A 26,656-nucleotide genomic window follows, 5' to 3' on the forward strand; every position below is an offset into this window, starting at 1 on the left:
ATAAGTATGAAGCACACCATCGAAATGATGATCTCTGCAGAAGAGATCAATCGCAAACTGGATGAACTGGCCGCGCGTATTAATGCTCATTATCAGCATACAGATAAGCTGTTGATGGTGGGACTGTTAAAAGGCTCAGTGGTGTTTATGGCGGATCTGTGTCGCCGTATCAACGGTCATGTGGAGATCGACTTTATGTCGGTGTCCAGTTATGGCAGTACTATGACCAGCTCCCGCGATGTGAAGATCCTCAAGGATGTCCAGTCAGACATTGCCGGACGCGATGTCTTAATTGTCGAAGACCTCATCGATTCCGGCAATACCCTGAACAAAGTCCGTGAAATGCTGCGGCTGCGCGATCCCAAAAGTCTGGCGTTGTGCACATTGCTGGATAAGCCCGATCGTCGCGAAGTCGATGTGCCGGTGGATTTTGTCGGCTTTACCATTCCCGATGAATTTGTGGTAGGTTATGGTATCGACTACGCGGAGCAATACCGCAATCTCCCCTATATTGCCAGGGTTATTCCTCAGGAATAACCTGCATTAGGTGGTTTTGACAGACAATCTGACTCCCGCTATGGCGGGAGTTTTGTTTTACCCTACAGAGGATACAACCGATGACAGCAGGGGTGGCGCTGGCGCTGGAAAACCTGAAGAAAACCTATAAAGGCGGTGTTGAAGCCGTCAAGGGGATTAACCTGCAGGTAAAGCAGGGGGATTTCTTTGCCTTGTTGGGGCCTAACGGTGCCGGAAAGTCTACTACCATAGGCATTATCAGTTCGCTGGTCCATAAAACCGGCGGCAAGGTAGAAGTGTTCGGTCACGATCTGGATCAAGAACTCGAACAAGCCAAACTTTGTATCGGTTTAGTGCCGCAGGAGTTCAACTTCAATCAGTTTGAAAGCGTGCTGCAAATTGTGGTGAATCAGGCAGGTTACTACGGTGTCCCACGTTCGGAAGCCTATGTAAGGGCCGAGAAATATCTGACGCAGTTAGATCTGTGGCAAAAGCGCAATGCCAAAGCGCGGGAGTTATCCGGCGGCATGAAACGGCGTTTGATGATTGCCCGGGCGTTGATGCATGAACCGAAGCTGTTGATTCTCGATGAACCAACTGCCGGGGTTGATATTGAACTGCGACGCTCCATGTGGGAATTCCTGCAACGCATCAACCAGGAAGGTGTCACCATCATCCTGACCACGCATTATCTTGAAGAAGCTGAAATGCTGTGCCGTAATATCGGCATCATCGATAACGGCGTGCTGGTGGAATGTACCAGTATGAAAGCCTTGCTGGCGAAGCTGGACATGGAAACCTTTGTGCTGGATCTCAAGCAGCCGCAGACACAGTTACCCGAACTGCCCGGTATTCAAGCAAGGTTAATCGACGCCAATACCTTAGAAGTCGATGTGGCCAAGTCTAATAGCCTTAACAGCGTATTTGCAGCGCTGACCGCGCAGGGCATTGATGTGCTGTCGATGCGGAATAAAACCAACCGCTTGGAAGAACTGTTTGTAGAACTGGTCGAGCGCGACAAAGGAGCTAACGCATGAAAGGCCTGTATTTTATCGCCTTTAAAAGCATCGTTATCAAAGAGATCACCCGTTTTACCCGGATTTGGATCCAAACCCTGTTACCGCCCGCCATTACCATGACGCTGTACTTTTTAATTTTCGGTAATCTGGTCGGCAGTCGTATCGGCTTGATGGGCGGGGTGTCCTATATGGAATTTATTGCCCCCGGGCTGATCATGATGGCGGTGATCACTAACTCCTACGCCAACGTTGCTTCATCTTTTTTCAGTGCGAAGTTTCAGCGTAATCTGGAAGAGCTATTAGTCGCACCTGTACCCCATTATGTCATGATCGGTGGCTACGTGGCGGGCGGTGTGGCTCGTGGTCTGCTGGTGGGTTTAATCGTGACTGTGGTGGCAATGTGCTTTGTGGACTTGCACTTACAACATCCATTGCTGGTAGTGGTAACCGTGTTCTTGACCTCAGTGCTATTTGCTCTAGGCGGTCTGATTAACGCCGTATTTGCCCGTAATTTTGATGACATCAGCATCATTCCGACATTTGTACTGACCCCCTTGACCTATCTCGGTGGGGTATTTTATTCACTGTCGTTATTACCTGATTTCTGGCGAGGCGTGTCGGCACTTAACCCTATCGTGTATATGATCAACGTGTTCCGTTATGGCTTTCTCGGCTTTGCGGATATCAGTGTCGGTTTATCTGTCGCGGTCATCATTGGTTTTTGTGCCGGATTATGGCTATTGGCCTATTATCTGGTGTCGCGCGGAATTGGTTTGCGTACCTGATGCGTTTCAGGCTCAAGGATGAGCCTGTGGTTCTGGGAGTTGCTGTTTATATTGCTGCAGTTTTGCCAGTGACTGGTGATTACGTTGTTGCAGTGTGTCGTAACGTTGATTGATTTGTTGCTGTTTCTGCAAGTACCCACTATCAGTCGTTGCGGTATGTTCCCAATATCTTTCCCGCTCTAGCTTTTGTAACTCATTGGTGCGCAGCGTTTCCAAATAGCCGTGTTCCTGCTGCAGGCGATTGATTTCAGAATCCAGCCAACGGCCTAATTGACCTGTCGTCAGCCCTTTCGTGGCGAGGATTTTTTGCAGTGGATCGACCTCCGCGGTTTTTTCTGGCGTCTCTTTTGCCAGACCATTCTGGTACTCAATCTGGTATTGCGTGTAATTATCAGGGCAGGGTTGTTGGCTAAAAGCTATCTGCTTATTTGTGATACATTTGTAAATTAATTTACTGTCCTCAGCATTGACATATGTCGCTGAAGAAACTAATAAAACAAATAAAAACAGATCCCTATAAGATAACATCGGCAAACTTATCCAAGTTTACAATGTTAATTATCATGACCTAATTTGGTGGGGTTGGCTAGCGTTTTGGCAGGGCGGACATATGACCTAGTTAACATTCAGTCAGTTTGCCCGCCAGCACTGTTATTGTGCTGGCGGTAATGCATTTCAGCGATGGACAACGAGGTTATCGATCAATCTGGCCTTTCCCAGATAGACGGCTGCCAGAATCACCAGCTCTTTATCAGTCTCAGTCACTGGGGCCAGGGTTTGTGCCTGACGGATTTCGATATAATCCGGACGCAAACCGGCATGCTGCAGGGTACTCTTGGCCTCAGCGATGGCGAGTTCGATTGCCGTGCCATTTTTAATGGCTTCCGCTAAGTCATCCAGTGTCCGTTTCAGCGCAGGGGCCTTAGCCTTTTCTTCGGCGGTGAGGTAGCCATTACGACTACTCATGGCCAGCCCTGAAGACTCGCGCACCGTATCAACGCCCATCACTTCGACTGGCAGGGAAAGGTCTTCTACCATGGTGCGGATAATCTGCAACTGCTGATAGTCTTTGCGACCAAACAGCGCAATATCAGGTTGCACGATATTAAACAACTTGCAGACAATGGTGGCGGCCCCACGGAAATGACCGGGGCGGGTTGCACCACACAATTGCTCCGAGAGTCCGGGAACTTCAACATAGGTCTGCACCGCCAGACCACGGGGATAGATGATCTCCGGAGTTGGGAGAAACAGTAACTCACAGCCAGCTTCTACCAGTTTCTGCTGATCAGCTTCCAGCGTCCTCGGGTAACCATCCAAATCTTCGTTAGGGCCGAATTGCATCGGGTTGACGAAAATTGAAGCTACCACATGATCCGCACGTCGTTTGCCTTCGGTGATCAGGCTGATATGGCCAGCGTGCAGATTGCCCATAGTCGGCACAAATGCGACGCTTTCACCTTTGTTTTTCCAGGTTTTTATCCGAGCGCGGATTTCTTCAATCTTAGCGGTTGTCAACATTTACGTAATGATCCAAAAGATGTTCAGTTGAATGTATGCTCATCAGCAGGGAACAGTCCCTGTTGTACTTCCTCATTGTAGGCTCTAATCGCTGCGCGGATATCACCCGTTTGTTTGAGGTAATTCTTTGAAAAACGTGGAATGTAGCCGGTGGAGATGCCCAACACGTCATGCATCACCAGGATTTGACCATCGGTATCTTTACCTGCCCCAATACCGATAACCGGGATTTTAACGGCCTCGGTAACGGCTTTCGCAAGGGCCGCCGGAATACATTCCAAAACCAATAGCTGCGCGCCAGCGGCTTCGAAACCAATGGCTTCATCGAGAATACGTTTGGCGTTGTCCTCATCGCGGCCCTGTATTTTAAATCCGCCAAATACGTGCACAGATTGAGGTGTCAGGCCGATGTGGGCGCAGACTGGAATACCGCGCTCAGTAAGCATCTTGACTGTTGGCATCAGCCAGTGGCCGCCCTCCAGTTTTACCATGGCGGCGCCAGCTTGCATGACCTTGGCACAGTTTTCTAGTGCCTGCTCCGGTGTAGCATAGGCCATAAACGGTAGATCTGACACCAACAATGAACGGCTGATACCACGGCGTACACAGCGGGTGTGGTAACACATATCCTCAACGGTTACCGGCAGGGTATCTTCCTGTCCTTGCAGAACCATACCCAGTGAATCCCCGACTAGTAATACATCAATACCTTCTTCATCAAAGGCTTTGGCAAAACTGGCGTCATAAGCAGTGAGCGAAGCAAATTTCTGACCTTCCTGCTTGTACTTTAGCAGGGTGGTGATAGTGACTTTGGACATAAGTATCTCTTCCAAACACGTGTGTGAATTGAGTTATATGCCATCACTCGGGGCTTAGCAATGGCTGCTGCCGGTTTATCAGCTCGATGGCAACCGCTGCAATGCATTGCGCATAGTGTCATCGATTAAATTACTGACTAATGTACCACAAGGCAGTTGTAAGCGGGGGGAAAGTTCTGCCAGTGGCACCAGCACAAAAGCCCGCTGTTTAAGGCCGTAATGAGGAACTTTCAGTCTGGGTAAGTCGATAATTTCGTCACCATAAAGGAGCAGATCCAGATCCAGCGTTCTTGGACCCCAACGAACCTCGCGGGTGCGCCCCTGTTGCAATTCGATAGCCTGCAACGCTTCCAATAATGCCAGTGGTTTGAGGTCAGTATTGAAGCTTGCGACTGCGTTGACATAGTCTGGCTGCGGCACCTCACCCATAGGAGTGCTGCGATAGTATGAGGACACGCGGAGCTGATGGTCTGTCGCTAAAGCCGTTAACTTGCGGCAAGCGCTATCTAGCTGCTGTTGTGGCTGCGCCAGATTAGCGCCTAACGCGACATACACCAATGGCATGCTAGTCGGTCACCTCGGTGCTGGCACTGGCTTGATCACGGCGTGGACGCCGTCGCCGTTGACTGGCATTGCGGTTGCGATGACTGCTTTTATTACCACTGCTAGCCAGTTCCTGACGCTGTTCGTCATCGGCATCCACAAACTGCTGCCACCAACTGGCGAGTTTCGCCAGATTGCCGCCTTCAGCATTGGCGCGCATCAATAACAGGTCGTAAGCGGCACGGAATTTGGGGTGCTCCAGCAGTTTAAATGCCCGACCGCCCTTAGAACGTTCGAACCGCAACTGTAATTGCCAGATATCACGCGCGGGTGTACTGAACCGGCGAGGGATGCTGATGCTCTGGCACTGCTGCTCTAACACGTCGCCCATGGCGGCATAAAACGCATCGTAGCTAGTTAAGCCACTTTCTGATGCGATATCCTGAGCCCTTGCCTGCAGTGGATACCACAACAATGCGGCAAAGAAATAGGCGGGCGTCACTGGCTTATCTTCGTTGATGCGGGCATCGGTGTTGTGCATCACCTCTGTCACCATGCGCATTGCGGGTCCTTTCGGATTGTCCTTTAACTGTGCTTCTACCAACGGGAATAGCGGTTCAAACAGGTGGTATTCGCGCATCAGTCGCAGATTCTGGCCCGCCTTACCAGCGAAGAACAGTTTCAGCACCTCTTCATACATACGCGCAGCCGGAATATCTTTTAGCAGTAAAGCCAATGATTTGATGGGTGCGGCAGTGTGTGCATCAATCTGCATCCCCAATTTCCCGGCAAAACGTACCGCACGCAGCATCCGCACTGGATCTTCGCGGTAACGGGTTTCGGGATCGCCAATTAGCCGCAAGGTGCGATTACGTAAATCCTGCAAACCACCGCCATAACTGCGGATGCTGTAATCATCAATGCTGTAGTACAGTGCATTAACGGTGAAATCGCGCCGTTCGGCATCCTGGTCAATGTCACCATAGACGTTATCCCGCAGGAGTCTGCCAGCAGCATTAACTTTGGAGATGTTTTCGCTACTCTCACCGTGATGACCACGGAAAGTAGCCACTTCAATGACGTCACGACCGAACACAATATGCGCCAGTCGAAATCTGCGTCCGACCAGACGACAGTTACGGAACAGCTTTTTGATTTCTTCTGGCGTGGCATTCGTCACCACATCAAAATCTTTAGGTTCCAGGCCCAACAGCAGATCACGCACACCGCCGCCCACCAGATAAGCCTGGTAGCCAGATTTGTGCAGGCGATAAAGCACTTTCAGCGCATTTTCGCTAATTTGCTTACGAGAGATGCTGTGACCATCGCGAGGGACGATCTCCAGGCTTAAAGCTGTGTCTGTATTGGCTTCTTCGGGAAGTTTGGCGGATGGGCCTTCGTCAAACAACTGCTTACAGAACTGTGTGATACGGCGAAAAATAGGACACCTCTGAAATCTGATCACAAAGTTTGGGAATAAAACTGGCGGCTATGATATACCAATTAGCGGGGGATGAGTATATCAGCGGCCAATGAGGATCTCGGTTTGTCTCGGGATCCGACTTAAATCAAACTGACTGACGGCTTGTGCCAGCATTTTGGTGGGGTCATCTGCAATTACTGCAGGTTGCCCGAGAAATAACAGCGCTTGCTGCAATGCAACATGTGGATGGCGTTTATCCAATGCTTGTGCGTGATTTTGCTTGGACAGCTTAAATCCCTGTTTTAAGCACGCTAATGGCAGATGCATAAACTGTGGTAATGGCAATCCGAGTTGGCAGTAGAGGCTGAGCTGCCGACAGCTGGCCTCCAATAGATCGGCGCCGCGCACAATTTCGGTTACGCCCTGATAGGCGTCATCCAGTACGACGGCGAGCTGGTAGGCGTATAAACCATCGCTGCGCTGAATCGCAAAATCTTCACTCGCAAAGGCGCCGTCTACTTGTACATTTCCTAACAGCAGATCGTCAAAGCGAGCTATCTTTTGTTGGTTATAAAGACGGACTGCGCCTTCGCTGAGTTTGCGATTGCGGCAGCGGCCATCATAGATACCGTGCATCTCTTCCTGAATTTGCTTACGGCTACATTGGCAAAAATAGGCATCACCCTTAGCTAACAATTGATCAATACACTGCTGATAAGCATTAAAGCGCTGACTCTGGTACAACACTTTGTCATCCCAGTGCAGACCATATAGTTCCAAGGTTCGACGGATGTCGTCAGCCGCACCTTCAACCTCTCGTGGGGGATCGATATCTTCAATGCGCAGCAACCATTTGCCATTACACGCGCGGGCACGCAGATAGCTACCGAGTGCGGCAATCAGAGAACCAAAATGCAGGGGACCGGATGGGGATGGCGCGAAACGCCCGACGTAGGCCGGTCTGGTGGTGATATTCATATCGTGACCAACGGCAACATCAACGCGGGGCAAAAGTGAACCCCGCGCTATTTGAGGCAGAAATTAACCTGCCATCTGTTTTTCTTTAATTTCAGCGAGCGTCTTACAGTCGATACACAGATCAGCGGTAGGACGGGCTTCCAGACGACGGATACCAATCTCTACACCACAGGATTCACAAAAACCGAAATCATCGTCTTCGATTTTTTTCAGTGTTTTTTCAATCTTTTTGATCAGCTTACGTTCACGGTCACGAGCACGCAGTTCCAAACTGAACTCTTCTTCCTGGGCGGCACGGTCTACCGGATCAGGAAAGTTAGCTGCTTCGTCCTGCATGTGCGTTACGGTACGATCAACTTCGTGACGCAACTGTTTACGCCAGGCTTCCAGAATGGCTTTAAAGTGCGCCAACTGTTTAGGGTTCATGTACTCCTCACCAGGTTGTTCCTGATAAGGACTCAGACCAGCGATAGCGAGTACACCAAGTGTTTTAGTGCCTTCAGGCATAACGCATCTCCTGTTTCAATTTGCGTCATAGGGCGTTTTTGAGAACGGCCGCTATCTATAGCAGAATCTTTTTACCTAGGCAAACATTTCCAAAAATAGGTGATCATATATTTGAATATGTCTGCTAATTTCCATTTGAGCAAACTTTTACGTTATTTTTCCCGCTTTTAATCCAGAAACGGTAACTGCCTTTCTACACAAAACTCCTGCGAGCTCAGGGAAGTAGCGTACACTAGCACTTCAACACCCAAAGTCTGTGCCTGAGCAAGCAAGTCCGCATAATCCGGGTCAATATGCCGTGCTGCGGTGACTTTTTTGATGCCTGTATGCTGGACGAGGAACAGTAGCACTCCCCGATACCCTTTTTCTACTACTGACATCAATTCTCTTACATGTTTTTGACCCCGAACGGTGACTGCGTCTGGAAAATAACCACAATCGCCTTCCAGCAGTGTCGTATTTTTAACTTCGACATAGCAGTCTGGCTTTTCACCATCACTGAGAAAAATGTCAATTCGACTATTTTCCTCGCCATAAGGGACTTCTCGACGCAGACAAGCATAGCCCTGTAGTTCACTGATAACACCGCTGCGGATCCCTTCCTCTGCCAGCTCATTCGCTCTGCCGGTATTGACACCTATCAGCTGCCCATCCGGGTTCTTTATCAATTCCCAGGTGCCAGGATATTTGCGTTTGGGATTTGCTGATAATGAGTACCAAACAGAGCCCCCGGGAAACTGGCAGTTTTTCATCGAGCCGGTATTGGGACAGTGCAGCGTTATCTGTTGTCCATCAGGCAACTGCACATCGGCTAAAAAACGTTTGTAACGTTTTACAAGTGTAGCCTGTTGTAGTGGCGGGCTGAACTTCATAACCTCACCTTATTACCTTACCGCTAAAAATGAAAACGCCACAGCCTAGCAGGCTTTACGGTTTCTCACAAATATCTGTGCTGCGACAACTTTAGCCCTCTGGCCTGATGCTATACACTGACAGCAATAAGCACTGTTAGGTGCTGGTTGTTAACAAGGATATATCATGGATCAAGTAATGAAGGTGGTACTGACTGATCAGGCCGCCGCAGCCGTTTGGGGAAAGGCTGATTTGAGTTTTGCTGGCGATGGCGCACTCATCCACCGGTCAGAAGATATGCCGTTACGCAGTGTGCAGAAGGCTGCCCGCAAGTTGCGTAATCAGGGCGTGAGCAACGTACAACTGGAAGGCCCGTTATGGGATGTGAATAGCCAATGGGCATTTCATCAGGGGTTTGTGACTGCCAAGGGCGGACATACTATTGCTTGGACGGGGGATGAAGCCCAGCTACAGGAACTGGCGCTGCGTGCCAGCTGCAGTAATTACGCGCGACAGTTAATTAATGAAACACCTGAAAACCTCTCACCGGTAAAACTCGCGCTGGCGGCCGCAGCATGGTTGCAGCAGCTAGGTGGCGCGCGCATTAACTATCGTATTACCGAAGGCGAAGAGCTGCTGGCACAGCAATGGGCCGGTATTTATGCCGTTGGCCGTGGTAGCGAACGAGCGCCAGCACTGTTGGAATTGGACTACAACCCAGCTGGTCCAGATGCACCGGTGGCGGTGGCATTGGTCGGCAAGGGCATTACGTTTGATTCCGGTGGTTACAGCCTGAAAAGTTCTCAGGGTATGCTCGGCATGAAAGCTGATATGGGGGGCGCTGCCACCGTAACCGCCGCCTTGGGATTAGCCATTCAACGCGGCCTGAACAAACGGGTTAAACTGTATCTATGCTGTGCTGAAAACCTCGTAAGTGGTCATGCCTATAAACTCGGGGATATTATTACCTACAAAAATGGCACTACGGTTGAAGTGGTGAACACTGATGCGGAAGGTCGCTTGGTGCTGGCTGATGGTTTGCAGGCGGCTACTGAAGCTAAAGCTGGGCTTATCATTGATGCTGCCACACTGACCGGTGCCGCGGTAATGGCGGTCAGCAGCAACTACAATGCAATCTTTTCGCCGCAGAAAGCGGTATTGCAGCTGGCGGCAGAAAAGGCTGAAAGTGTCGCTGAACATGTATGGCCACTGCCATTAGATCCTTGGCACAAAGAGATGTGTCCGTCCGCGTATGCTGATACTGCCAATAGCCGCCCGGTAAAAGGTGGTGGCGCCGGTGGTGCATCGAATGCCGCAGCCTTTTTGTGGCGCTTTGTCGGAAAGGATATTCCATGGTTACACATCGACCTTGCCGCAGCATTTGAAGATGATGCCGGTTCTTTGTGGGCAGCCGGCGCAACTACTCATGGCATGCTCACCATCGCCGAGATGTTGATGGACTAAGTAAGCCCAACACAAGAATGGGCCGCCTAAATGGCGGCCTTTCTGATCATATGAATGGCAACGGGAGTTAATGGATGCCGATCCGTGCAGCAAAAGTACATGATGCTGAAGCTTTGTGGGAGTTGCGTAATCAAGCAATTCTGGCAGGCTGCCGAGGATATTACCCCGCCGCTGTGTTATCGCGCTGGACTGATGGTGCAATGCCCCAAGGGTTTGCACAGATGGTGGCTGGCGAGTTTTATCTGCTGCAGCTGCAACAAGAGATTGTAGCGTGCGGTATGCTGGACGTGACAAACCATAAAGTTGAAGCGCTGTTTGTCAAACCCGATACCATGGGCAAAGGTTATGGTCGACAGATGCTGAACCATCTGGAACAACAGGCGTTTGCGCTAAATATACGCAAATTAGTACTGGAGTCCTCGCTGAACGCTGTGACCTTTTACCAACGCTGTGGCTGGCGGTCACTGGGTCATGCTCGCTACCACTCTCCGAAAGGAATTACGCTGGATTGCATGCGGATGGAGAAAAGGCTGTAACAGCGTCGTTCAAATAAGTGGCCAACGCTGTAAGATCCGGTACTCGACGCCCGTGGTGGTACTGACAGAGTGGTAGAGATTTAAGGTCGTCGGCGACAGCTGTAGTGCATCAGGTACAACAGGATGCTGTAAACGTTTCGCTTTTCTCAATAAGGTAATATGTGGTCGGTAACTGTGTTCTTTGGGCGTCAGTCCCAGCGTTTCTGACAAATCGGCTGCGGCATTGGCCAGCGTTATCAGGGGGGCCTCGGCGTTACCGGTTAAACATAAAATTTTCGGTTTGGGCCAGAGTTGTAGTTGTGAAAGCGCGACACTAAATCGCTTTAACGGCAATTTAGGCACTTCAAACAATAACTGTTGTTTGACTGGTGCCGTTGTCTGGCCGAGGAACACCAGTGTCATATGTAAGTTGTCGGCAGCGACCCGCCGTGCACCATGACATACGGCTAAGCACGTTTGCTGTAAGGTAATTAACTGCTGCAGTTGTTGGCGTTCAATAGCAAATCCTAAAAATAACCGTTGTGGTGCTGCCGTGGTCAAAACGCGTTCCTTTATTGTTGAGCTCTTAGGCTAATGATAACGCCTGTCTTATTTGCTGCCAGCTCCGGTTAGCCAGCGACGGCGAAACTGGGTAAACTGTCAGCCAATTTTTTATCGCCAGTTAAGATCATTTGGACGCGTTACCTATTCAATCTCTGTTACCGCAAGTGCGGCAGGCATTGATCTCAAGCAATCAGCTTATTATTGAAGCCCCAACCGGTGCCGGTAAATCTACGGCGTTGCCGTTTGCCATGCTTGATTGGCCAGAAATTAATGGCCGAATTTTGATGCTGGAGCCGCGCCGGGTTGCCGCCCGCAGTATCGCGGCTTATCTGGCGCGTAATCGCCAGCAATCGCTTGGTCAAGATATCGGTTTTCGCGTCCGTGGTGACACGCGTGTTGGCAGCAACACTAAGCTGGAGATCATTACTGAAGGCATTTTGACGCGAATGATCCAGCAGGACCCCACGCTTGAGGGGGTCGCGGTAGTGATCTTTGATGAAATCCATGAACGGCATCTCACTACCGATCTTGGTCTAGCACTGGCGCTGGAAGTGCAGGCTTCACTCCGGGACGACCTCAAAATAGTGGCGATGTCCGCCACCCTGCAAGGGCTGGATTTTACCAAGTTAATGCCACAGGCGATGCACCTTTGCAGTGACGGGCGGAGTTTCCCTGTCAGCATAAGCTATAGTGCTCCACCGACAAATCTGCGCGATAGCAACACTATGCCCTCTTGGCTCAGTCATATGGGAAAGGTCATTCTTGCGATGTTCAATGACGCCGCAACATTGGGTGTCAGTGAGCCACAGCAGCGCGGTTCGTTGCTGGCCTTTTTACCGGGACGAGCCGAAATTTTGAAATTACAGGATTATCTCGCGTCCAGACTGCCACAAGATGTCACCCTTCACCCGCTTTACGGTGAGTTACCGGCAGAATTGCAGGATGCGGCGATTGCACCGCCAACGCGAGGACAACGCAAGCTGGTGTTATCGACCAACGTGGCGGAATCGAGTCTCACCATCGAAGGGATCACTATGGTGGTCGACAGTGGCTATCGTCGGCAAGCGAGTTTCAATCCGCGTACCGGTGTGACCCGCCTTGGACTGAAGCGTATCAGTCAGGCATCAGCGCAGCAGCGTGCTGGTCGTGCCGGTCGTCTCAGTGCTGGCTTTTGTTTGCGGTTATGGCCACAGGAAGAACAAGGGCGTTTGGCTGCGGCCGATGATCCGGAAATTCTTAGCGGAGATTTGCTACCGGTAGTGCTGGAAGCTGCAAACTGGGGCGTGAAATCTTTAGCCGAATTACCGTTGTTGACCCAGCCAAATCCCGGTAATGAAGCGGTTGCCTGGGAATTATTAGCCGCACTGGAGTTGGTCGATGAAACGCATAAGCTGACGGCACATGGCCGGGCAGCGTATCAATTTGGCGCGTCACCACGGCTGGCACACATGATGGTAAAAGCCCAGCTAATGACACGTGGCAGTGATGACCAACAGTTATTGGGCTTGGCCTGTTTATTGGCCGCATTACTAGCGGGGCGCGCCAGCGGTGGCCCGGGTTGTGATGTATTGGATAAGCTACCATCACTGCTTCGCGGACCAGACAATCATCAGGTCAAGCAATGGCTAACTCGCTGTCAGCTACGCGAGTCTCCAGCGCATTACCTCAAGGCTGCCAACAATTATGATGTCGCGTTATTGCTGGCACTGGCTTATCCCGACAGAATCGCCAGAGCTCGTGGTCAGGCAGGGTTTTTACTGGCGAATGGCACCGGGGTAACGGTGGACAGTCAGGATGCACTCGCTAGTGCCGAGTGGTTGGTCGTCGCCGATTTTCAGGAACAAGAGGGACGTAGCAGCGGACGGGCATATCTTGCCGCGATGTTGCCGCCGGCGCTGCTAACAACGGAACTGGCTTTTTTGTGCCATTGGCAAGAAGAAGCCGGCTGGGATGATGCTAAAGCCCGTTTCTCTGCGGAGCGGCAATTACGGCTCGGCAAATTAATTTTGAAACGTGAAGCGTTACCCAAAGTTGATAAGCAACTAAAAAGGCAGGCATTGCTGACTGTGATCCGCCAGCGGGGGCTGAATTTGCTGAATCTCGACGATCGGGTGAGACAGTTACAGTTCAGGTTAACCCTTGCACAATCTGAAGATCCAACGCTGTTCCCGGATTGTAGTGACAGCGCGCTATTAGATTCGTTAGACGCGTGGTTAGGACCGTATCTGGATGACATCTCACAACTTAAGCAGTTGGCGGAGTTGGATATTTATGGGTTACTGTTGAACCGATTATCCTGGGCTGCTCGGCAGCAGCTAGAGGAATGGTTGCCAGGACATTGGCCGATGGCAACCGGTACCCATGCACCAATTCGCTATGATGATAGCGGTCGTGCGTTGCTGAGTGTGCGTTTACAGGAAGCGCTAGGGATGTCAGACAGTCCAAAACTGCTTAAGGGGAAACTGTCCGTGACCATGGAGTTATTATCTCCGGCACAACGACCGCTGGCATTGACCGCTGATCTCGCCAGTTTCTGGCGTGGTCCGTATGAAGAGGTCAAAAAAGAGATGCGGGGTCGTTATCCTAAGCATTTATGGCCAGACGATCCGGCAAATACCCTGCCGACGAAATACACCAAGAAAAGAATGGGGACTATGTCGTCCTGATGTGGAATTATCATGACAACTGCGAAAAATAACCGAAAGCCCACTAACAAAAAGCCCGCCAAAAAGGCGGCTGCCAGCGGTAACTCTAGCTTTTGGGGCGGATTTTGGTCCGTAGGCTGGAAACTAGCATTGGTCACTACCGCGGTGCTGGCGGTTTATTGTATCTACCTGGATCAGATCATCGCCCGCAAATTTGAAGGGCAGAAATGGTATCTGCCGGCGCAGATTTTCAGCCGTTCGATGGCGTTATACCCCGGTGCGCCGGTCAGTCACGGACAGTTCATCGATGAACTGAAACTGCTGGGTTATCGTAAAGTGGCAAATCCCAGGCAGATCGGCGAGTTTTCAGCGTCATCCAGCCGCGTGGAATTGTGGCGTCGACCGTTTTTACACCCTGAAGGTCAGCAACCGGCACAGCAGGTGATGGTGAGCTTCGATGTTAATGGGGTGGCGTCAGTTGAGCGCCTGAGCGATCATCGGCAATTGGCGGTGTTTCATCTGGAGCCGGTATTACTCGATCGGATTGTGACCGGTGATGGCGAAGATCGGTTGTTTGTCCCGACGAAGGAGATCCCTGAAACCGTGGTGGAAGGCTTGATCCTGACCGAAGATCGCAGTTTTTACGAACACTATGGCATTAATCCGCTGGCAATTGTGCGGGCGGCGATGGTGAACCTCAGCGCCGGGCGCACCGTGCAGGGGGGCTCAACGTTGACCCAGCAGTTGGCCAAGAATTTCTTTCTTTCCAGTGAACGCTCGCTGATCCGCAAGATCCGTGAAGCCCTGATGGCCGTGATCATTGATGCGCGCTACAGCAAACAGGAAATCCTCGAAGCCTATCTGAATGAAGTTTACATGGGGCAGGACCATAACCGGGCAATTCACGGCATGGGGTTGGCCTCCCAATTTTATTTTGGCCGACCGATCGGCGAGCTGACCGTCGCACAACAGGCGCTATTAGTGGCAGAGATTAAAGGTCCGTCTTATTACAACCCTTGGCGTTATCCGCAGCGGGCTCAGGAACGGCGCGATCTGGTGCTGCGACTGATGATGGAAGGCAACAAAATTAATGTGGATCAATACAAGGTGGCAGTGTCATCCCCGCTGGGGCTACGTAATGCGGCGCGGCCTGTGCATCAGAAACTGCCGGCCTTTTTTGCACGAGTAAAGCAGGAGCTGCGTGACCGTTACGGTGATGCATTACTGAAGCAGTCCGGGATTAAGGTATATACCACGCTCGATCCGTTAGCGCAGGAAGCTGCTGAAAAAGCGGTGAGTGCGACCCTCAAATCTCTCGATAGTAAAAACAGTGGCCTACAGGCGGGTATGGTGGTAACTGAACGTTACACCTATGGCATAGCCGCGATGGTGGGGGACCGTAATCCTGGTTATGACGGTTATGATCGGGCGGAAGAGATCCGTCGTCCAATCGGTTCATTGGTGAAACCGTTTGTCTATGCTACCGCACTGGCGCAGGGCACAAAATATAACCTGTTTACCCCGTTAAAAGATGAACCCATTACCCTGAAAAACGAACAGGGGCAGACCTGGTCACCCAAAAATGATGATCGACAATTTAGCGGACAAGTGCCGTTACTGACAGCGCTGACCAACTCAATGAACGTGCCGACGGTGAACCTCGGGATGGCAATAGGTCTGGATGCCATCGCAACGACGCTGCGGCAATCGGGGTGGAGTGAGTCAGTGCCTGCTTATCCATCAATGTTGTTGGGTGCCGTCAACGGTTCTCCGTTAATGGTGGCGCAGATTTATCAGACATTGGCGAACAATGGTCATTATCGGCAGTTAAATGCGGTTACCGCAGTGCTAGATAAAGACAATCAGCCTTTACAAGTCAGTTACTTACCCCAGAGCGAAGCAATTGACCCCGCGGTGAATTATCTGGTGCAGTATGCCTTAACCCAAGTTGTCCAGTCCGGCACGGCTGCTAAACTCGGTGCGGCATTCCCGGGGGTGACGCTCGCAGGTAAAACCGGCACCAGTAACGACCAACGTGATTCCTGGTTTGCTGGATTTGATGAACGTAACGTGGCCGCAATCTGGGTTGGCCGTGACGACAATGGTAAAACCGGGCTTTATGGCAGCAGCGGTGCGATGGCGATCTATCGTAATTTCCTGAATGAGCGTGCGCCACTGTCGCTGCGGTTACCGCCGGTAAACGGTGTGGTGCAAGGATATTTTGATCGCGATACCGGGATTGCTAGGCAACGGGATTGCCGCGCCGTGGTGGCGGCACCAGCATTGGCTGACAGTTATCATCCGGCAGATAATTGCGGTGATTCTTCACCGTGGTGGAAACGTATGTTCGGTGGCTGAACCGCCTTTTTACGGATAACAAAAGGGCCACACTGGTGGCCCGTTTTACCTCATTGCTCGCTACACCCGGCGACGAGTGATGGCAGCTAATCCGGCAAAGGCTAGAAACAGCCAGCCGACACTACCACCTGATTTTTCTTTATCTTTTTCAGTTGCCAGGTAATTGATGATGTCGACCAGATCCTTAATGCTGTGCATTTCTGAAAGGTTGATCATGTATTTATCATTAACGATAAAGGTCGGCACACTGTCGATACGAAAATCGTTCTGCTGCTGACGCCATAACTTGATAGTGTCATTCACTGCGCTGCTGTCAGCGGTTGCATCGTATTTAGCTGCATCAACACCGGCTTTGGCAAATACCGCTTTAATATCGTCACGGCTGTTAACGGTTGATTTGAATTGCTCGCCAGGTGTAGGTCCTTGGATGGCTTTAAACATTTCAGGTAATAACTGACTTTCCAGTCCCAGTTGTTCCATCACCGCCAACGATTTCATCACCTCAGTCCCGAGTGCACTATTCATAAAATCGACATGCTTACTTTCAAAGGTAACGCCGGGCTTAAGGTTAGCTTTAATGAATGGCAAATATTTTTGCGACATGTGGTAGCAGTGAGGGCAGTAAAAGGAGAAAAATTCACTTACCTTGGGGGTGGCACTGCCTTTATCGGCAACTTGAGTGTAATGTTTGCCTTCAATAAAATCCGCTGCCTGAGCGGAGAGGGATGCCACGGAAATTACCACGGCGGCCAGAATGGGCTTGAGCAAAATAAACTCCTTAATTCTCAGTTAGATCGTCAGAACAGCTGGTGCCGAGCTTAGATGGGCACACTTAATTATCACTTAATTTAGCTACGGGGTGAGCAAGCGGCAACGTGAGATGTGACGCGGCGCAGCCTTAGTTACCTCGCAACACCTGCCATGCTTCGCAAACTTCCCGGAACTTGGCCGCATCACCGTCCGGGCGGTCTGGATGCCAACGTAGCGCCAATTTACGCCACTGCCGACGAATATCTCGTTCGCTGGCATCGCGGTTGAGATCCATTATCTGCAATGCTTCAAGGTAAGCCAAGCGTTCAGGTACTGCACCGATGTATTGTTGATAAGAGTGCCAGAATGAGGCGAGCATTTCTTTGACGACGTTGGCACAAGTGTCGTAATTGCGCCAATCCTGATAGTAATCGCGCAGCGACTGATCGTGTAACTGCAACAATTTGGCATCTGCAGGTACGAGACGAAACAGTTTTATCTCCATTGACTGCACTTGTAGCCACTGTTGTGGCAGCAGCATGTCCTGCAATTCATACAGGGCATTCATCAGCAGGAAATTGCGTTTGAACAGATCCTTTTCCGGATTTTCATCCAGTTGGCTCAGTAACCCACGTTGCTGTAATTCCGCGGCGAGATGATGTATTTTCCAGCTCTGCACTGACGTTCGAAGCAAACTCATCAAAGGCCAAATCAACGGGTTGTCCTCTTGATGGCGAGACATGCCCAGAGCATCATCAGTTTGGGTGATAGCGGGCTTGGCTAACAGCATAGCGTCATTCTTCCTCGACTGGCGATAAACCTACTATGCCACAGCGCAAGGGCGTCGCAAGTTAAAAATGACCGGGAAATGGCAGGGAACAACCGGATGTTGTTCCCTGCAAAAGCTTAAATTTCGTCGATGGTTTCGCTTTGTGGCAGGCGTGATTTGGGCAGCTTGGCATTGAAATCAGTAGCGTCACTGTACCCCAGCGCAACGACAACACTGGCGGTAAAGCCCTTGTCTCGTAACCCCAACACACTATTCAAGGTGGTAGCGTCAAAACCTTCAATGGGCGTCGCCCCAATCTCCAGCACACTGGCACCCATCAATAAGGTCCCTAATGCCAGATAGGTTTGTTTCTCCATCCAATGTTGCAGATCTTTTGCTTCATAACGATGCATATTAACGAAGAACTTGCGTCCATTTTGTAGTGCCTGTTTGGCGGCATCGTCAGGAATTCGGCCATCGAGTTGTTCCTGCGCAACGAGGTGCTCTAAATATTCATCAGAGATATAGTTGCGGGTGCATAACACTACAACATGTGATGCGTTGAGGATCTTCGGTGTATTAAACGCATAGTTGGCGGTAGCTTCGGCAATTTTTGCTTTGCCTTCAGCTGTTGCGGCGATGACAAAATGCCATGGCTGAGAGTTCACCGATGACGGCGCATACTGCAACAGGGTTTTTAGCTGATCAATTTTTTCTTCGGGGATCTTTTTAGTCGGATCCAGCGCCTTGCTGGTGTAGCGACGCTTAACAATAGTTGCTAAATCAGTCATGTTACTTTCCTGCATTACACTTAATATCGATTTGGCATTTTACGACGTTGTGATGGTTTTACAATGTCGGACGTCGCCGCCCGCTAGCATGGATGCCACCAGCCGACTTTTTGCCACATCTTTTGCTGAAATTCACAAAAGTATCGGGATAAAGCAAAGCAGCAACCGCTAAATTGGTATAAAATGCGCGCCCAAAACCGGAGGCCATTTTTCACATGCATGCTGATGCTAGTCTCACTAGCGAAGCTTATAAGGCAACAAGTGGAAATGGCAGGTTATTGGTAAGTTACTTGATGGGGTCGTTGCAATGATCGAAAAACGCTATATCACCGCACAGGAATTGTTGGAAGATTCTTTCCGTCTTGCGGCTCAGGTATATGACAGTGGTTTCCGCCCGCAGTTTATCGTCGGGATCTGGCGTGGCGGCGCTCCCATTGGTATCGCGGTTCAGGAATATTTTGATTTTAAAAAGGTTGATACTGACCATATCGCAGTACGTACGTCATCTTACTATGGCATTGGTAACGACAAGCAGAGCAAAGAGATCAAAGTGCATGGTTTGCATTACATTATGGAGAATGCTAATGCCGATGATCGTCTGCTCATTGTGGATGACGTGTTTGACTCCGGTCGTAGCGTCTTTGCACTGAAAGAGAAGCTGTCGCAGATGATGCGATTAAATATGCCGCGGGATATCCGTATTGCTTGCCCTTATTACAAGCCTAAAAACACCATGGTACCGATGAAGCCGGATTACTATATCCATTCCTCCGATGAGTGGCTGGTATTCCCGCATGAAGTCTCTGGTTTGACACCGGAAGAACTCAGCGAAGGCAAAAGTGACCTGCACAATATTCGCGAACTGTTTTTATAATTCGCTGCAGTAAGCCAAAAAAACAGGGCACCATATTGGTGCCCTTGTTGTTACTGGCTCAGTTAGAGGTCACGGAATTTTTGTTTCAGCGCCTCATCTTTGTCGACGACAATCGCTTCCAAGGTAATCACCCGCTGTTTCAAATCTGCCACTTCTTGTTGTAGGGCTTCCAATTGCCGTGAATCCTGCTGTTGGCGCCCGTTATAATCCTTCACCAGATTGACAACGAAATATCCGATAACAACAATGGCAATCAATGAAATTAAGCTCATTCCGGCCTCCTTACGCCAGTCCAAGCGTTTACAAGGCCGCTACTGGCGCGGCCTTTAACGGCTAACGGGTGATTTTCTCAGAGATCACCACACAACGTTGTTCTTCCTGCAACAGCTCCATCAAGGTACGCATCGTAATCACTGACAGCTGCGGATTATCACTCACTACTTGCTGCAACCGATCGACCGAACCATTGTTACACGCCATTGGGATCATTGTTGGTGCATAAGTTCGCATAAACACTGGTCCTTTGGTTTTATCCATTTGACTGAGCGTTTGCAGTCGCTCTTCGGCGGTTGCGGCATTCAGCAATTGCTGCTCAGCCGGATACATGTTCGCCATGGCAATACGCAGTTTTGGATAGGCTTCGCCACTTTCGTTTTGAATGCGCGCCAGCCATTCACGTTTGATATCAGCTTCAGGGCGGATCACGGTAGCCGCAATCGCTGCTTTGATACCAGTATCGCTGTGATCTCGCTGTGCTTCCTGTTGCAATAACATTTTGCTGCCAGGATAGTCGTAACGGTTCAACTGCCGCACAATCCGCCAGCGAGTATCTTGATCCAGGGTAACGCCCTCTAATTTGCTGGTGCCTTGTAACAACTCTTGCAGATGCGCCAGTGATTCACTGTCACGAGCAAAATCGATATAGGCATTAAACCAGCGCCGTTGCAGATCGTTATTTCCCTCGGTTTCCATGGTCAATCGCAGGCTCATCTGAGCCAGTGCTCTGATGGCCTTGTCGCGGTAATCGACATGCAGTGGTGCCATCTGTTCCAGCCAGTTTTTACTGCTATACAGGGTGCTGAGGATCTGACCGATCAACGTGTAGTCTTTCTCTTTGGGCAGATTAACAAACACGGTATCAAGGTAGTCGTTCAAGGGGAGGGCGCCACTTTTAACGCTATCCCACAGACTTTGCCATAGCATGGAACGCAACAACGGATCACTGACGTTTGCCAGTTGGCTCTGGGCGGTGGCAAAGGAGCGCTCATCCAGCTTCACTTTGACAAATCCCCAGTCATCATAGTTGGGGTAAACCAGATCCGGACATCGCTCGCCTATCAGTGCTGGTATCTGGGTGTTAGCGCCTTGGTAAATCACCGGGACGGTTTTCATCAGTTCCAGTTCATGATGGCCCTTGCGTAGTAACGCCACCTGAACCTTTTGTTCTCTCAGTACGGTTTGCCCAGTTGCAGCAGGTGTTTGCACTAAGCTAAAGCTGCTAATGGTGCCATTGCTACACTGGTAACTGGCTTCGAGTGTGTTAACGCCAGCGGTATAAAGCCAATCTTGGGTCCATTGGTGAAGATCGCGATGCGCTGCTTTGGCCAGACTGCCGATAAAATCATCCAGTGTGGCGTTGTGCCAGGCGTAAGTTTTCAGGTAGTCACTGACGCCTTTACGGAACACTTCTTCACCGAGTAACTGCCGTAGCTGTTTTAATACCGATGCTCCTTTGGAGTAGGTGATGGCATCGATGTTATCAAATGCGTTGCCGGTAGTTGGCACCGGTACTTCAATCGGATGAGTCGTCACCCGGCTGTCTTTCTCGTAGGCACTTTGTTTGCCTTTGGCATAAAAACTGCGCCAAGCATAATCAAATTCAGTGGCGTTAGCGGTGGCAAGCGTGCCCATAAAAGAGGCAAAGCTTTCATTCAGCCATAGACCGTTCCACCATTTCATGGTGACCAGATCGCCGAACCACTGATGTGCCATTTCATGGAGGATCACACCGGCGAGCGACTGCTTCTGTTCTGCGGTCATTTTGGCTTTATGCAGGAAATGACCTTCGGCGAAGGTTATCGCGCCCGCATTTTCCATCGCGCCATAGAGAAAATCTGGCACCAACACTTGGTCATATTTCTTAAATGGGTAAGGCACGCCAAAGTAATTCTCAAAAAACTTCAGACCAGCGGCGGTGTAACGGAACCATTCTTCAGGGGCAACCTGCGCTGCAACCGACTGGCGAGCAAACAATCGCATTGGATATGGGCCGCTCTTATCATCCTGCCACATATGGTAAGGACCAGCATGTAGCGAGAAATTGTAGGCACTTAATTTAGGGCTGACCGGAAAATGCCAGACGCGGAAATCACCATCATTGTTGATGCTGTCTTCACGGGTGGCGCTGATCACCTGCCAGTCTGCCGGAGCACGTACGGTCAGTTTGTAAGTGGCCTTGATATCCGGCTGATCAAATACGGCAAACATCTGCTGCGCCGCGGCGGGTTCAAAATGGGAATACAGATAGACTCTGCCATCGACGGGATCGACAAAACGATGTAAGCCTTCACCGTTGGTAGAATGCTTGCGCGTGAAGCTGACTTTGATCTGGTTATCACCGGTCTGTAACAGCTTGGGATTAAGACTCAGATAGATACCGTTGTAATTGGGATACAACACATGACCATTGATTTCTAAGCGCTGAATATTGGCTCGGTTCAGATCGATGGTCAGTGGGCTATTAGTATCTCTCAGGGTGAAATATACCGTCTCCTGATTGGCAAAGCTGTCGCTGCCATCCAGTTGGAAATTCAGGTCATAGCTGACATTGGAAACTCTGGCAGAACGCGCCATCGCTTGTGCCTGCGTCAGGTAGGGGGCGTTATCCCGTGAGGTAACTTCGGTATTGCTGGTGCTACAGGCTCCGAGGGCCGCAGTTGCCAGTGCTATAAGGCCAAATTGCTTAATCCGCGTAAGCGATTTCACTGTTATATCCTTGCTGTTTTGTGGTTTTTTGTTGAGAAGGTGGGCCAAAGTCCCAGCGCTATAAATTACGTCAAATAATGTAAAACACCAAAACAGAAGTGTTACAAAAAAGCCGCCTATTAGGCGGCTTTGTTGATGAGCCGGTGATTACAGGCCCAAGAACGACTTGCTCCGGGTTTTGCGGATCTCTTTTTCATCAGACCATTCGATCAGACCAGTTTCCAGATCCATCAGGCGCATGGTCATTTTGTAATAAACATCTTTAGTGCTGCCATCCTGTTTCACTATGCTAGAAAGGTTGCCATAGAGCATATATTGCGCTCCGATCTGCCGCCCAAACTTGATAGCGGTAGAGGGATCTACCATCCCGGCATTGTTCTGATAATCCAGCTGTTTGCGCACGGCATCCACTTTGGTCATATCAATGAAGCGGAATTTACCGGAGCGCAGCAGTTTGTTGCTAATGGAGTCCGTCACAGACTCGGTGTCGATATGTTCGGAGGTTTTGTTCTTAACGGAATCGACAAAAATGATGGGGCGGTTGTTAGCGGTTAACGCTACCACTGACGGAAACGTCATCATGCTGTCTACCATTTTATCGGTAATCGCTTGTAAATCAGTGGAACCGAAATTCTCGTTTACGGTTTCCACCTCGGTGGCATCACCGTATTCCACCTTGGATTGACAAGCGGTGAGCCCAATGGTCATCGCCATCAGCATAAGCAACTTAAAGTGTTTCATAGTCCGTTCCATTTCCATGTTGTCAAATCAATCTAGTATAAAAGCGCGTTATATTGCCAGTGTCTATTACCCAAACAAGGGTGGTTTTACCCTGTTGTACTTCAATTTCGGCATTACCATGCAACAAATTAATCTGATAATTTCCTGCATCGACATAACGTTGAGCGATTTGCGCCTGTGCCGGTAAGGTCAGCCAGCTGCGGCGATCCGCTTGTTCAGTGACCACGTTATACACCTGCATCAGCACACTTCCGAGAGTCTGTCCGCTACTACCTTCTGCGTTACGTGCCATCTCGGATTTGGCATAAACCCGTGCGACTTGCCGGGTCAGTAACCAGGGCAATTGCTCTTTCAAATCAGTAATCGCCAGCGCACCGATATTCACGATCGGCTCAGTTACCAGTGGCTGGCTGAGTCCATCAATTGTATCGCCGCCGGGCGCAATATAGCTGCCCTTATAGGTGGGCAATGCTATGGTCTGCCAGTTGCCATTAATGGTAAACGGTACGCCAAAACTGTCTTTATAGGGCACAAACCCCTGTTCGACAATAAATATGACTTTGCCCTGATTGGCTTGCGGCAGTGGCGCTTCGCCCCAGCGTTGCCGAAATTCCTCATATTGTGGCATCTGTAATGCTTTGGCTAAGCGTACTAAATCTTGTTGTACATAGGTATTTTCTGGTGCGAGCTGTGCGGCTTTGCGGTAATCGATAAACGCATCGTTAGCCTCACCGAGCAATTCATGCAACAGCCCAGTGACGTAGTAGCTATAGGCACTAAGAAACGAGCTGGTAAGGTTGCCTGAGGCTTGTGACAGTCTGTCCATTTCGGCACTGACGGTACCATTGTCCATCTGCTGCACTGTTTTACTGGACGCTTCATAACGCTGTTGTTCCAGCTGTTGTAATTCATTACTGCGTCGGACTTCGACCAATGCGCCCGTAGCATCACCGCTGAACAGATAATTGAGCGCCTGATACTGGTGCAGCAGGATCCGCTCATAACCTGCACCACGATAGGGAATGACGTTGTCATTGACCAGAAAACTGCTGCCCTTAGCACTGACATCTGACAGACTGACAACCGCCTGATCGTCAAATTTTTCGTAGGCGCTGACAGCTGATTGAAAGTACTGCTTACTGGCGGTGAAGTCCCCGATGATCTGCGCTGCTCTGCCAGCTTCTTCAGCGTAGAGCAGCCCGTCACGACTTTGTATCCCTCCGGCGAGCTTATCAACTGCGGATTTGGGGTCAGCACTGTTTAGTGCAGTCTTGGCACTGGCGAGCTGAGCGGGATACGCAATTAACACACTATTGTAAGCGCAGCCCTGTAACAGCAGTAACAGGCACATCGAACAGTAGCGAATACCGCGCAATATCAAGATTGCGCCTCCTGCTGCAGTGCTAAGCGTTCTCGGAGCGTAATGCCCTTAAGGTGGTCATATTCATGTTGGAAAATTCGTGCAACAAACCCTGTCAGTTGCTCCTGACACCACTCGCCAGTCAGGTCCTGATAGCGAACTTCAATTGCTTGATGTCGTAGAATGTTGCAACGTTCACCGGGCAACGACAAACAGCCTTCATCACCACTTTGCATCTCGTCTGACCAATGTAATATTTGGGGATTGGCTACCACTTGCGGCGGCATCACCGGCGCATCGGGATAGCGGGGATTGGGATTGGACGCCATGATAAACAGTTGCAAGCTGCGGTTCACCTGCGGTGCGGCAATGCCAACGCCATTGGCGGCTTTCATCGTTTGCAGCATTTCATCAGCAAGGGTTTTCAACGGTTCATCAAACACTGTTACCGGCGCAGCTGTTTGTGCTAATACCGGCTGTCCGTGAGTCATGATTGTCAGCATACGTTATCCCTCCGTTGCGTCTAATTCGGCCGCTCCACATCAATAATGCGGTGGTGGAGTTTCCTCACTCTGGGTCGCGATATTGCTGGGTTCAATGGCTTTCAATTTAGTTAAAATCAACTGTAACTGGAATTGTTGCTCGGCCACTAACTTGTTCAGGGAAATCACTTCCTGATTCAGTTCTTCCAAACTGAGTTCCTGAAACGCCAGCTTTGTTTCAAGTTCTTCAATTCTGTCCGCCATTTGTTGCATTTTCTACCTCTGTTCCGGGATCTGCCAGCGCTCTAACAGACTGGTACTGCTAAGACTCTGAACGCTGTTTCCTGTCCATTGTGACACAGAGTAAACGACTGCGCTCTGTGGAAACGGTCGTTCAGGTAATGAAACCTGCCAAGCGGCGATTTTTTTGCCGGATTTTACTTGCCACAACTGCAGTTCCCGAGCGGGGGTGCCTGTCAGTAACCGGGTGTGTTGTTGGATAAAGCGAGCGCTGGAAAAGTTCATCTGCCGAGTATGAATTTTCAAATTGCTGATTTTTTTGCCGTTGTGACTATCGCGGATCCAGCCATTTCCCGTGCTGTCAGACATAAACAATAAGCTGGCATCAGCGCTCATAGTGACTTTGAGGATACGCGACGCCATCTGCCATGTTTGCAGGATCTGCGCGTTCCCAGTATGCCACAGTAATACCGCAGCATTGTTATCGCCACTGAGCGCTAAACTGCCGTCAGCCGAAATGGCCACGCTATTCACTTTTTCAGTATGGCCAAGAAATTTAATTAGTCGCTGTTGCTGCAGGTTAAGTGCCATGACGCTGCCATCTGCCAGCCCCACCAGAAACTGCCCGTTGTTGGCGACGGAGACACATTGCGCTGTTGCTGACAACGACCACCAACCTACCGCACTGCCATCGGTGGTATGCCACAGTGCCACGGAATCATTACTGAGGGTGATGGCGTATTGGTTATTAGGCGAGATAGCGGTCGCGATCACGTCATTGTTACGACTGCCTTGGATCCAGTGATAACGCGGTTGTGCTGCGGTCACATCCCAAAAATAGATGCCGTCTTTGTTACTGATGAGGGCGAACTTACCATCCTCAGACAAACTGGCACTGTAACTGGGTTCTGACAGTAGCGCGATACTGCTCTGTGGCTCTGGTGAACAACCGCCGAGTAGGAGCGTAAATAGGAGCACTGCATAAAATTGCATCAAACGGTACGAATCCATGAACTAGTCCCAATGTTAATGGTCTGTTTCCCGTATACACATGTAGTTGTAGTCTCTTTCAGTCGCCGCTATCTGTCTTTTGTAACTTCCCGGCAACTGGTATAAAGTGAGGCGCTCTAACTATTTTAGGTTAATTGTAACCAAC

27 protein-coding genes are annotated in these 26,656 nt (G+C 50.2%); 8 read left to right on the forward strand and 19 right to left on the reverse strand.

The window, feature by feature from the left end:
• Nucleotides 1-6 precede the first annotated feature (6 nt).
• The 3 genes from hpt (at nt 7) to KDN34_RS03505 (ending at nt 2,320) form a co-directional block, all read left to right on the forward strand.
• A complete protein-coding gene (hpt, locus tag KDN34_RS03495; protein ID WP_212595549.1) occupies nt 7-537 on the forward strand; it encodes a hypoxanthine phosphoribosyltransferase in 531 nt (176 codons plus the stop codon).
• An 80-nt stretch (nt 538-617) separates the two neighbouring features.
• Nucleotides 618-1,553 (forward strand): ABC transporter ATP-binding protein, encoded by a 936-nt coding sequence (locus KDN34_RS03500; protein WP_212595550.1) that lies wholly within the window; start codon nt 618-620, stop codon nt 1,551-1,553.
• Nucleotides 1,550-2,320, forward strand: a complete 771-nt coding sequence (locus KDN34_RS03505; RefSeq protein WP_212595551.1) for an ABC transporter permease — start codon at nt 1,550-1,552, stop codon at nt 2,318-2,320. Before KDN34_RS03500 ends, KDN34_RS03505 begins: the two co-directional genes overlap by 4 nt.
• Nucleotides 2,321-2,332: 12 nt before the next feature.
• On the opposite strand, the gene KDN34_RS03510 is transcribed toward KDN34_RS03505, so the two are convergent.
• The 8 genes from KDN34_RS03510 to sfsA form a co-directional block, all read right to left on the reverse strand.
• Complete coding sequence (locus KDN34_RS03510; RefSeq protein ID WP_212595552.1) at nt 2,333-2,848, reverse strand: DUF4124 domain-containing protein; 516 nt, start codon at nt 2,846-2,848, stop codon at nt 2,333-2,335.
• Nucleotides 2,849-2,995: 147 nt separating this feature from the next.
• Nucleotides 2,996-3,841 carry a pantoate--beta-alanine ligase gene (gene panC, locus KDN34_RS03515; RefSeq protein ID WP_212595553.1) on the reverse strand — a complete coding sequence of 282 codons (846 nt, stop codon included), beginning with the start codon at nt 3,839-3,841 and terminating at the stop codon, nt 2,996-2,998.
• Nucleotides 3,842-3,864: 23 nt separating this feature from the next.
• Nucleotides 3,865-4,659, reverse strand: a complete 795-nt coding sequence (gene panB / locus KDN34_RS03520) for a 3-methyl-2-oxobutanoate hydroxymethyltransferase (protein WP_212595554.1) — start codon at nt 4,657-4,659, stop codon at nt 3,865-3,867.
• Between the two features lie 78 nt (nt 4,660-4,737).
• Nucleotides 4,738-5,223 (reverse strand): 2-amino-4-hydroxy-6-hydroxymethyldihydropteridine diphosphokinase, encoded by a 486-nt coding sequence (gene folK / locus KDN34_RS03525; protein WP_212595555.1) that lies wholly within the window; start codon nt 5,221-5,223, stop codon nt 4,738-4,740.
• 1 nt (nt 5,224) lies between these two features.
• Nucleotides 5,225-6,541, reverse strand: a complete 1,317-nt coding sequence (pcnB, locus tag KDN34_RS03530; protein WP_228730468.1) for a polynucleotide adenylyltransferase PcnB — start codon at nt 6,539-6,541, stop codon at nt 5,225-5,227.
• A gap of 183 nt (nt 6,542-6,724) precedes the next feature.
• The gene (gene gluQRS / locus KDN34_RS03535; RefSeq protein WP_212596510.1) at nt 6,725-7,603 is read right to left on the reverse strand and encodes a tRNA glutamyl-Q(34) synthetase GluQRS; all 879 of its coding nucleotides are present in this window, start codon (nt 7,601-7,603) and stop codon (nt 6,725-6,727) included.
• A gap of 63 nt (nt 7,604-7,666) precedes the next feature.
• Nucleotides 7,667-8,110 (reverse strand): RNA polymerase-binding protein DksA, encoded by a 444-nt coding sequence (gene dksA, locus KDN34_RS03540; protein ID WP_212595557.1) that lies wholly within the window; start codon nt 8,108-8,110, stop codon nt 7,667-7,669.
• Between the two features lie 167 nt (nt 8,111-8,277).
• Entirely contained in the window at nt 8,278-8,982 is a 705-nt protein-coding gene (sfsA, locus tag KDN34_RS03545) for a DNA/RNA nuclease SfsA (protein WP_212595558.1), read from the reverse strand.
• Between the two features lie 166 nt (nt 8,983-9,148).
• On the opposite strand from sfsA, the gene pepB reads away from it, so the two are divergent.
• Nucleotides 9,149-10,426 carry an aminopeptidase PepB gene (gene pepB / locus KDN34_RS03550; RefSeq protein ID WP_212595559.1) on the forward strand — a complete coding sequence of 426 codons (1,278 nt, stop codon included), beginning with the start codon at nt 9,149-9,151 and terminating at the stop codon, nt 10,424-10,426.
• 74 nt (nt 10,427-10,500) lie between these two features.
• On the forward strand, nt 10,501-10,962 hold the full coding sequence (locus KDN34_RS03555; RefSeq protein WP_212595560.1) for a GNAT family N-acetyltransferase: 462 nt from the start codon (nt 10,501-10,503) through the stop codon (nt 10,960-10,962).
• A gap of 9 nt (nt 10,963-10,971) precedes the next feature.
• On the opposite strand, the gene thpR is transcribed toward KDN34_RS03555, so the two are convergent.
• A complete protein-coding gene (thpR, locus tag KDN34_RS03560; protein ID WP_212595561.1) occupies nt 10,972-11,502 on the reverse strand; it encodes an RNA 2',3'-cyclic phosphodiesterase in 531 nt (176 codons plus the stop codon).
• Between the two features lie 131 nt (nt 11,503-11,633).
• On the opposite strand from thpR, the gene hrpB reads away from it, so the two are divergent.
• Nucleotides 11,634-14,171 carry an ATP-dependent helicase HrpB gene (hrpB, locus tag KDN34_RS03565; protein WP_212595562.1) on the forward strand — a complete coding sequence of 846 codons (2,538 nt, stop codon included), beginning with the start codon at nt 11,634-11,636 and terminating at the stop codon, nt 14,169-14,171.
• A 12-nt stretch (nt 14,172-14,183) separates the two neighbouring features.
• Nucleotides 14,184-16,508: a penicillin-binding protein 1B gene (gene mrcB / locus KDN34_RS03570; protein ID WP_212595563.1), complete on the forward strand. Its 2,325-nt coding sequence runs from the start codon at nt 14,184-14,186 to the stop codon at nt 16,506-16,508.
• A gap of 60 nt (nt 16,509-16,568) precedes the next feature.
• Here mrcB and KDN34_RS03575 read toward each other — a convergent pair whose 3' ends face one another.
• The 3 genes from KDN34_RS03575 to nfsB form a co-directional block, all read right to left on the reverse strand.
• A complete protein-coding gene (locus KDN34_RS03575) occupies nt 16,569-17,276 on the reverse strand; it encodes a DsbA family protein (RefSeq protein ID WP_212595564.1) in 708 nt (235 codons plus the stop codon).
• A gap of 130 nt (nt 17,277-17,406) precedes the next feature.
• The gene (locus tag KDN34_RS03580; RefSeq protein WP_212595565.1) at nt 17,407-18,048 is read right to left on the reverse strand and encodes a DNA-J related domain-containing protein; all 642 of its coding nucleotides are present in this window, start codon (nt 18,046-18,048) and stop codon (nt 17,407-17,409) included.
• Nucleotides 18,049-18,164: 116 nt separating this feature from the next.
• Nucleotides 18,165-18,818: an oxygen-insensitive NAD(P)H nitroreductase gene (gene nfsB, locus KDN34_RS03585; RefSeq protein ID WP_212595566.1), complete on the reverse strand. Its 654-nt coding sequence runs from the start codon at nt 18,816-18,818 to the stop codon at nt 18,165-18,167.
• Between the two features lie 307 nt (nt 18,819-19,125).
• Between nfsB and KDN34_RS03590 the strand changes: the two genes are divergently transcribed.
• Entirely contained in the window at nt 19,126-19,692 is a 567-nt protein-coding gene (locus KDN34_RS03590; protein WP_212595567.1) for a phosphoribosyltransferase, read from the forward strand.
• Between the two features lie 62 nt (nt 19,693-19,754).
• On the opposite strand, the gene KDN34_RS03595 is transcribed toward KDN34_RS03590, so the two are convergent.
• The 7 genes from KDN34_RS03595 to KDN34_RS03625 all read right to left on the reverse strand — a co-directional run bounded on the left by KDN34_RS03595 (nt 19,755) and on the right by KDN34_RS03625 (nt 26,511).
• Entirely contained in the window at nt 19,755-19,964 is a 210-nt protein-coding gene (locus tag KDN34_RS03595) for a hypothetical protein (protein WP_212595568.1), read from the reverse strand.
• Between the two features lie 61 nt (nt 19,965-20,025).
• Nucleotides 20,026-22,677, reverse strand: a complete 2,652-nt coding sequence (gene pepN, locus KDN34_RS03600) for an aminopeptidase N (RefSeq protein ID WP_228730411.1) — start codon at nt 22,675-22,677, stop codon at nt 20,026-20,028.
• Nucleotides 22,678-22,824: 147 nt separating this feature from the next.
• On the reverse strand, nt 22,825-23,418 hold the full coding sequence (gene lpoB / locus KDN34_RS03605) for a penicillin-binding protein activator LpoB (protein WP_212595569.1): 594 nt from the start codon (nt 23,416-23,418) through the stop codon (nt 22,825-22,827).
• Between the two features lie 22 nt (nt 23,419-23,440).
• Entirely contained in the window at nt 23,441-24,769 is a 1,329-nt protein-coding gene (locus tag KDN34_RS03610) for a COG3014 family protein (RefSeq protein ID WP_212596512.1), read from the reverse strand.
• A gap of 26 nt (nt 24,770-24,795) precedes the next feature.
• A complete protein-coding gene (gene def / locus KDN34_RS03615; protein ID WP_212595570.1) occupies nt 24,796-25,281 on the reverse strand; it encodes a peptide deformylase in 486 nt (161 codons plus the stop codon).
• Nucleotides 25,282-25,320: 39 nt separating this feature from the next.
• Complete coding sequence (locus KDN34_RS03620; protein ID WP_212595571.1) at nt 25,321-25,533, reverse strand: SlyX family protein; 213 nt, start codon at nt 25,531-25,533, stop codon at nt 25,321-25,323.
• Between the two features lie 3 nt (nt 25,534-25,536).
• On the reverse strand, nt 25,537-26,511 hold the full coding sequence (locus KDN34_RS03625; protein WP_212595572.1) for a WD40 repeat domain-containing protein: 975 nt from the start codon (nt 26,509-26,511) through the stop codon (nt 25,537-25,539).
• Nucleotides 26,512-26,656: the final 145 nt, after the last annotated feature.

Origin of the sequence: Shewanella yunxiaonensis, from assembly GCF_018223345.1 — a bacterium.
Taxonomy (GTDB): Bacteria; Pseudomonadota; Gammaproteobacteria; order Enterobacterales; family Shewanellaceae; genus Shewanella; species Shewanella yunxiaonensis.

Excerpts from the sequence above, each read along its gene's own strand:
- hpt (WP_212595549.1), top strand. The coding sequence starts at position 7 with ATGAAGCACACCATCGAAATGATGATCTCTGCAGAAGAGATCAATCGC.
- KDN34_RS03500 (WP_212595550.1), top strand. The coding sequence starts at position 618 with ATGACAGCAGGGGTGGCGCTGGCGCTGGAAAACCTGAAGAAAACCTAT.
- KDN34_RS03505 (WP_212595551.1), top strand. The coding sequence starts at position 1,550 with ATGAAAGGCCTGTATTTTATCGCCTTTAAAAGCATCGTTATCAAAGAG.
- KDN34_RS03510 (WP_212595552.1), bottom strand. The coding sequence starts at position 2,848 with ATGTTATCTTATAGGGATCTGTTTTTATTTGTTTTATTAGTTTCTTCA.
- panC (WP_212595553.1), bottom strand. The coding sequence starts at position 3,841 with ATGTTGACAACCGCTAAGATTGAAGAAATCCGCGCTCGGATAAAAACC.
- panB (WP_212595554.1), bottom strand. The coding sequence starts at position 4,659 with ATGTCCAAAGTCACTATCACCACCCTGCTAAAGTACAAGCAGGAAGGT.
- folK (WP_212595555.1), bottom strand. The coding sequence starts at position 5,223 with ATGCCATTGGTGTATGTCGCGTTAGGCGCTAATCTGGCGCAGCCACAA.
- gluQRS (WP_212596510.1), bottom strand. The coding sequence starts at position 7,603 with ATGAATATCACCACCAGACCGGCCTACGTCGGGCGTTTCGCGCCATCC.
- dksA (WP_212595557.1), bottom strand. The coding sequence starts at position 8,110 with ATGCCTGAAGGCACTAAAACACTTGGTGTACTCGCTATCGCTGGTCTG.
- sfsA (WP_212595558.1), bottom strand. The coding sequence starts at position 8,982 with ATGAAGTTCAGCCCGCCACTACAACAGGCTACACTTGTAAAACGTTAC.
- pepB (WP_212595559.1), top strand. The coding sequence starts at position 9,149 with ATGGATCAAGTAATGAAGGTGGTACTGACTGATCAGGCCGCCGCAGCC.
- KDN34_RS03555 (WP_212595560.1), top strand. The coding sequence starts at position 10,501 with ATGCCGATCCGTGCAGCAAAAGTACATGATGCTGAAGCTTTGTGGGAG.
- mrcB (WP_212595563.1), top strand. The coding sequence starts at position 14,184 with ATGACAACTGCGAAAAATAACCGAAAGCCCACTAACAAAAAGCCCGCC.
- KDN34_RS03580 (WP_212595565.1), bottom strand. The coding sequence starts at position 18,048 with ATGCTGTTAGCCAAGCCCGCTATCACCCAAACTGATGATGCTCTGGGC.
- nfsB (WP_212595566.1), bottom strand. The coding sequence starts at position 18,818 with ATGACTGATTTAGCAACTATTGTTAAGCGTCGCTACACCAGCAAGGCG.
- KDN34_RS03590 (WP_212595567.1), top strand. The coding sequence starts at position 19,126 with ATGATCGAAAAACGCTATATCACCGCACAGGAATTGTTGGAAGATTCT.
- KDN34_RS03595 (WP_212595568.1), bottom strand. The coding sequence starts at position 19,964 with ATGAGCTTAATTTCATTGATTGCCATTGTTGTTATCGGATATTTCGTT.
- lpoB (WP_212595569.1), bottom strand. The coding sequence starts at position 23,418 with ATGAAACACTTTAAGTTGCTTATGCTGATGGCGATGACCATTGGGCTC.
- KDN34_RS03610 (WP_212596512.1), bottom strand. The coding sequence starts at position 24,769 with ATGTGCCTGTTACTGCTGTTACAGGGCTGCGCTTACAATAGTGTGTTA.
- def (WP_212595570.1), bottom strand. The coding sequence starts at position 25,281 with ATGCTGACAATCATGACTCACGGACAGCCGGTATTAGCACAAACAGCT.
- KDN34_RS03620 (WP_212595571.1), bottom strand. The coding sequence starts at position 25,533 with ATGCAACAAATGGCGGACAGAATTGAAGAACTTGAAACAAAGCTGGCG.
- KDN34_RS03625 (WP_212595572.1), bottom strand. The coding sequence starts at position 26,511 with ATGGATTCGTACCGTTTGATGCAATTTTATGCAGTGCTCCTATTTACG.